Source organism: Filifactor sp., assembly GCF_057248345.1.
In genome coordinates, this window is record NZ_DBHIIC010000063.1 from 1 (window position 1) to 6,198 (window position 6,198).

The 6,198-nt window shown below is 40.5% G+C and carries 2 protein-coding genes; both read right to left on the reverse strand.

Features of this window, described 5'->3' with window-relative positions; all coding sequences use genetic code 11:
• Positions 1–1,801, reverse strand: a 1,801-nt coding sequence (locus ACO5GE_RS07670) for a hypothetical protein (protein ID WP_484830327.1), incomplete at its 3' end; no start/stop codon positions are given.
• A gap of 347 nt (positions 1,802–2,148) precedes the next feature.
• The coding region (locus ACO5GE_RS07675) for an S-layer homology domain-containing protein (protein WP_484830328.1) at positions 2,149–6,198 on the reverse strand (4,050 nt) is incomplete at its 5' end.

The window sequence follows — 6,198 nt, forward strand, 5'->3', positions numbered from 1 at the left end:
GATTTGATCCCGGATTCAATGTTCCGTAGTTATACTCCCAAACATCAAAGTCTGCTGTTTGAGAGAACATCGTTTTTGTTTCAGAAGTAGTCAGCTTCGTCCATTGTTTTCCGTTCACTGCTGTTCCCATTGGAGGATTTGCAACCAAATATCCTTTTGGTAACAACATTCTAATTTTTACATCATTGAATGTATTGCCTGAAGTATTGTAAAGCAACAAGTCTCCACCCATATTTTTTCCAGCTTTTCCATCCAAAATATTGTATCTGTTATTTGACTTCGTTACTTCTTGGGTGTAACCGTTGTAGCTTAGGGAGATTCCGTTTGGATTGACATCATCTGATGTACTTTTTCCGTAAGATACCCCGAAGTATTTGGTTTCTCCCGGCACAATTAAAGTAGGGTTCACACGTACCCCATGTCCACTGTCCGGACTCGATCCACTACTTCCGTTTCCATAAGCATGGAATGCATAATAACCTTTAACAGGACTATAACCACCTAGAACCAAATAGTCTGCAGGTTGAATTTTGGCATCCGGCCATTTCACAGATGCTCTTGCTGTCGGTACAATCTGTACGGTCATAGGATTGGTAACCTTATTAGAGTATGAAATAGGACTACTACCGTTAACTGAATATTCTTCAATCGCATAGAGGAAGCCCGGAATCTTATCCTTATCGTAGGTGCCCCCTGTAAACATATTGACAGCAGGGCTTGTAGCTCTTTGGAACCATAAATCCGCTGCCTGTGAGGTGCTTCCGTTTACTGCCATTGTTGCTGAAATTGGAAATGCTGCTACCATCCCTTGATTAACTAATGTTCCGCCGGTTGCAGTCGGATGGCCGTTAACAATTCTTGTTCCGGAGAAAAATCGGTTGATTCCTTCTCCACGAAATGCCGCCTGGTCGTCACGACCAATCTGAGTATCTACTCCCCAATGTTGGGTATAGGCTTGTGCCTCATCTTCAGAGATATTGGTTACCTTGGTAATCAAATTTACTCCATTTGCTTCTTCTTCCAAGAATCCGTCGGGTGTCGGATTCTGTGCGTAGATGGCTTCTTCAATAAACTCCGCATACAACTTGTCATTACCTTTTACCTGTCCACGTTGGATGACATAGTTCTTGGTATCATTTTTGTAGGACTTATACTTTCCATTTTCAAATAAAGACTGTTGCGGTGTCCCTATCGGTGTAAAGTTTTGGAATGAATAATTGCTGTTGCTTCCATTATCCAACGTAAGTCCGGGTTGATTCCAGTTTCCGGCATATTTGTAGAAGGCTTCTTTATAGGCTTCATATCTCTCATCCACATCTGTCTTTTCATCCGGTGTCATTGCTGCATAAGCAGCTGATGTGACTAGTTCCCACGCAGGTGCAGGACCGAATTTTGCCTCTTCGGCAGATGTGTAAGTCGGTGATGGCTGATCCAATTTGTTTGGAAGTGTTTTTGAAAACGTTACAGGACCGGAACCTGAATAAAGAGCACTGGATGCTCCGCCATATGCCAAATATTGAGTATAGCTTGTTGAACCCTTCGGTTTTGCAAATCTGATGGCATGGTTTTGTGCATTCGTACCAAGACCAATCTCCATAATACCATTCACAGTAACAGTAGGATTGTTAGATGATACTTCCACTTCTCCTGCTTCAGCAGTACCCCAATCCGGTGCAGGAATTGCATAGGATGTTGGAATGTTTCCACTCAATACCATCAATGCACTCAATGTTCCCGCAAGGATTCTCTTCTTCAATCCGGATATTTTTGTTCCGTTTTGAATCATTTTGTTGAGGTTCATAAAATCCCCCTTTCATTATTTTCGTTTCTCTGTTTTATTCAGAAAGCTTGTCCCTACTGCCTCTTTCCTAAAGAGATTATCGACCAAAGGGAAGTCTTCAGTTGAACCGGTATCAACCGAGCTCTTGCCTAAGGACTGTGCTTCTGTTTGGTTAGAAGCAGTAGGACTTACTTTCTTAAAAAACAATATTATTTCATCTATGCACTTGCATAAATGGTTGGTATTTGTCGTTATCGAACTCTTGTTTCTACAACGACAATTCTTGCTTTTATGAATGTTCTCTCTTTTCGGCTCTTATCAAGATAAGTGCCTCCATAATTTTTTCATTCACTGCTTACATCGGTCATCTATTTTGCATGAACTGTATGGTCTGTACTTGCTTCGATTACATCATAGTATGCCCAATGGTTTTTGTTAAGATCTTTGTATCTCTTTGCATTATTTGCATTTGCATCGATTTCTGCTTTATCAGGTGTTCTATTGATTGCTTTGTTGATTACTGTAACTACTTCTGCTCTGGTGATTGCTTGTTCCGGTTTGAATGTTCCATCCGGATAGCCTCCCATCATATTGTTTGCTACTAGAGAATCAATATATTGTTTTGCCCAATGGTTTGCAGGTACGTCTTTGAAGCTCATTTCTGTTGTTTTTACTTCAAAGAATTTAGATACAATTACTGCAAATTCTGCTCTTGTGATTTGGTTATTCGGTCTGAATGTTCCATCCGGATAACCTGTCAACACTTTATCTCCTTCTAAGAAGCCGATATAGTTGCTGAACCATTTTCCACTTACAACATCTTTGAATTGAGATGGGTAAGTTTTTCCAAGTACCATTTCTTTTAGCATAATTCTTGCAAAGATTGCACTTACTTCTGCTCTTGTAATTGGATTGTTTGCTCTTACTGTTTCGTCAGGATATCCTGTCAAGTATGCAAATTTCACTTCTTTGTTCAAGTCTAACGGCTTGCTTGGTACTGTTGGTTGTACCGGTACAGGTGTTGTTGGAGTTACAGGTGTAACCGGTGTTGATGGTGTTGATGGTGTTGATGGTGTTGAGCCACCGCCTCCACCACCTCCACCGCCGCCGCCTCCGGCAACGCTGTATTGTGCTGTATAAGTGATAGCTTTTGTTACTAATGCTCCTCCAGGTGTTGCTGCTACCGGTCCTGTCGGTGTTACTTCTGCCCATCCTGTGAATTGGTATCCAGGTGTTGCATCAACGATTGGAACGTTTGTAATTGGATTATTTCTTAGGATATTTTCTGTATGAGTCGGTCCATATCCTCTCAATGTTCCATGCGCTCCTGCATTGAATGTTACTAAATATCTTGTGTTGATTGGAACTCCGGCTGCATCTACTACAACTAATTGTCCTTCGTTGTTAATACTTACCGGTGTTGTTCCTACCATCACTTCACAAGTGTATTTATCTCCATCCATGTTTGCTGCAACGGATGCGATTGTATAGCTGTTTCCTGTTGCTCCTGTTATTGGTGTCCATGTGCTTGTTCCGGCTGCTTGTTTTTTCCATTGGTAGCTTGTTGGTACTACGCTTGATGGAAGCACAACAGAGAAAGTTCCGGTTTGTCCTACTTGTTTATTCAATGTTGTAGGTGCAATGGTTCCAACAGGTGCTGCAGGTGCAGGGTTCACTGTTACTGTTGCAGGTGTGGATGTGATTGTTTGGTATTGATCTGAAACTTTTGCACGGTATTGTTTTCCGTTTGCACTTAATGGAATGTTTGGTATGCTTAATGTCGGATTTGTTTGTCCTGCTACATCAGTCCAGTTTACTCCATCTGTGCTTTCTTGCCATTGTACTTGACGTGTCGGTACATCTCCTCCATCTACAGATGCTGCGATGCTTAGTGTATCACCTTCTGTAACGGTGTATGCTGTACCATGTGTTGCTCTAAGCGGTCTAGCCGCTGTGATTTGATATTGCGCTGTTGTAGTGGATGTTCCACTTGTATCACGTGCTGTCAATGTCACTGTTCCACCGTCAATCGGATTGAATTCTACTCTTGAGTAGTTGTCAGGTGTTGATGCAAGTGCATTGATTCCTGTAATCGGTGTTCTTCTTGCAGTTCCTTGACTCTCATCAAACATACGGTATGTGATCTTACCTGTTGGTGATACATCTAATAGATAGTCATTTACAACGGATAGTTGTCCTGTACTATCTTTTTCTACTACAAATAGTTTTTCTGTTGCTACTTGTTGTTTTGAAATTGTAATTGGTGATGGTAAAGAAGCTACTTTTTCTACCGTTCCATCCGGCATTAGTCGATAGAATTGGAAATCTCTATTTTCATGTGTTGGACTGTCAGTTTTGAACAGATGAAGTTCTGCTTTGAATGCAGGATCTGCATCTATTGTTACTTCATATTCACCATGCCATTTCAAGCTGTTATTGTGTGGTGTTGGAACGGAATGGATGTTAATAAATGCAGATGTATCTGTTACGCTTGCTGCATCTAATGTTGCAAATCCTCCTGTTAACTGTTCCGTTACTCCGTCATCATAACCTGTCTTGAATGTAACTCCTGCTATTTTGGTGTACTCAAATGATCCGTCTTGATAGATTTTCTTCACACGAAGCTCAACTCTATCGCCATCTGTTGTTTGATATGGATCAGCATCTGTTGTAATCGGAATCAATTGATATCCTTGTACGGTTCCTCTTGGATGTACGTTTACTACGAATTGACCGATTTCATTATGATCTGTATCGAACACTTTTACAGTCACTGCTTGTGTGTTTGCAGGGATTGTTGGATCTTGATCCAATCCTGACCAATTAGGATCAATTTTTAATTTGTGGTTTCCTAATGATGTTGTATCCAACACGTTAGGTGTTTGTGCTTCATAAGTTAGACTGTCTGTCATATCATCTGCATCTACTTCGATTTGCAATGATTGTCCATAGTACAAGTCATAAGGACTCTTAATTGTCGGTTTTACTTCAAATTCGACAGTTCTTGTTTGTCCAATTGCAGGTACCGGTCTATCTAACTCGTTCAATGTTGTTAATTCAAATTTGTATTTTCCGGCTTTTGTAGGATTGAAGCTCAATACTGCAAGACCACTTGTTCTAATTGCTCCTGTAATTTGACAGTCTGCGCCTTCGAGTTTTCTAATCTTCAATTGTCTGCTGGAAGGAGTTGCTACATTGAAATCTCTAAGATCTCTACTTGTCAAGTCTACAGGATGTCCTTTTGATGTTACATATTGTACAGCTGTTGAATATGTGTCACCTTTTGTAATTGGACCTATTGTGATTGGTGTCAAACGGATGTCTGTAATCCAGTCTTGTACTTCTTGAGTAATTTTCACATTGCCCATTACGATTGCTGCATCTGCAGGTTGGAAGATTCCTCCCGGTGTCAACATTGTTGCTGATCCATCAAAGTCTCCGGCTTGTACATCAAGTTTTGTTTCAGCATTGTCTGCTAATTCGATTTCACCTTTTTGTACGATGATTTTTAAAGCCAAGTGTCCGTTTATTCTTACCCAGTCTGTTGTGATAAGACCACGCTTAGATGGACCGGAAATGTTTTTCCAATCATTTTCTACTAAGTTTTGTAGTTTCACACTTGTATCATCCATATAGGATAATCCGCTTCCGGCTTCATTCAATAAAGCTTCCAACGTTGTGTTGTTGTTTGTTGCCGCTGTTTCAATTTGTCCTAATGTTGCGAAGGTTGTTGTATTATTTAGTCTATGATTTAAGGTTACATCTTCTACAACAGGGAATACTACGATTTCTTTTTGTGTTTCACTTGGTGCTAAGGAGCTGATATTAACTTTTTGATCTCCTGTATCAGGTGTTACTGTAATTCCTGTATTCATACCATTTACGTTCACAGGAATATGATAGTAAATGTTTTTGATTTTTGCTTTGTTGATATTTACTTCAACAAACCAGTCTTTTGCTCCATTACCTACTCCATAAGCTTCAGTGCCTACGTCGTAAGATTCGAACAATGGACTTTCTACTCCGTCTTGGTTTGCTACGAAACGGATACGATATTGTCCACGACGATGTGCTGTAACGTCAAACATTCCCGGTTTGTTAGGAGTGTGTGCCACTGTAATTCTTGATGCCGCATCGGCAGGACTTAATAATGTTTCTACTCCGTTTCTTACTTCAAATACTTTGAAGTCGATTTTAGCAAGTTCTTGTGTTAAAGCAGCTTGTCTGCCTGCTCCTAATCCTGCATACGTATCTCCAGGTGTCGCTCCAAGATATGTCAATTCATAATTCACCGGAGTAAGAGTAGGCTCTTGTCCTGATGCTAAATACAAGGTGTACAAATCTCTAAACGCATTTGCTCCCAATACATCAGGTTTGAAGCTGGTAGGAGGTGTTAAAGTAAATGCTGAAGATTTACG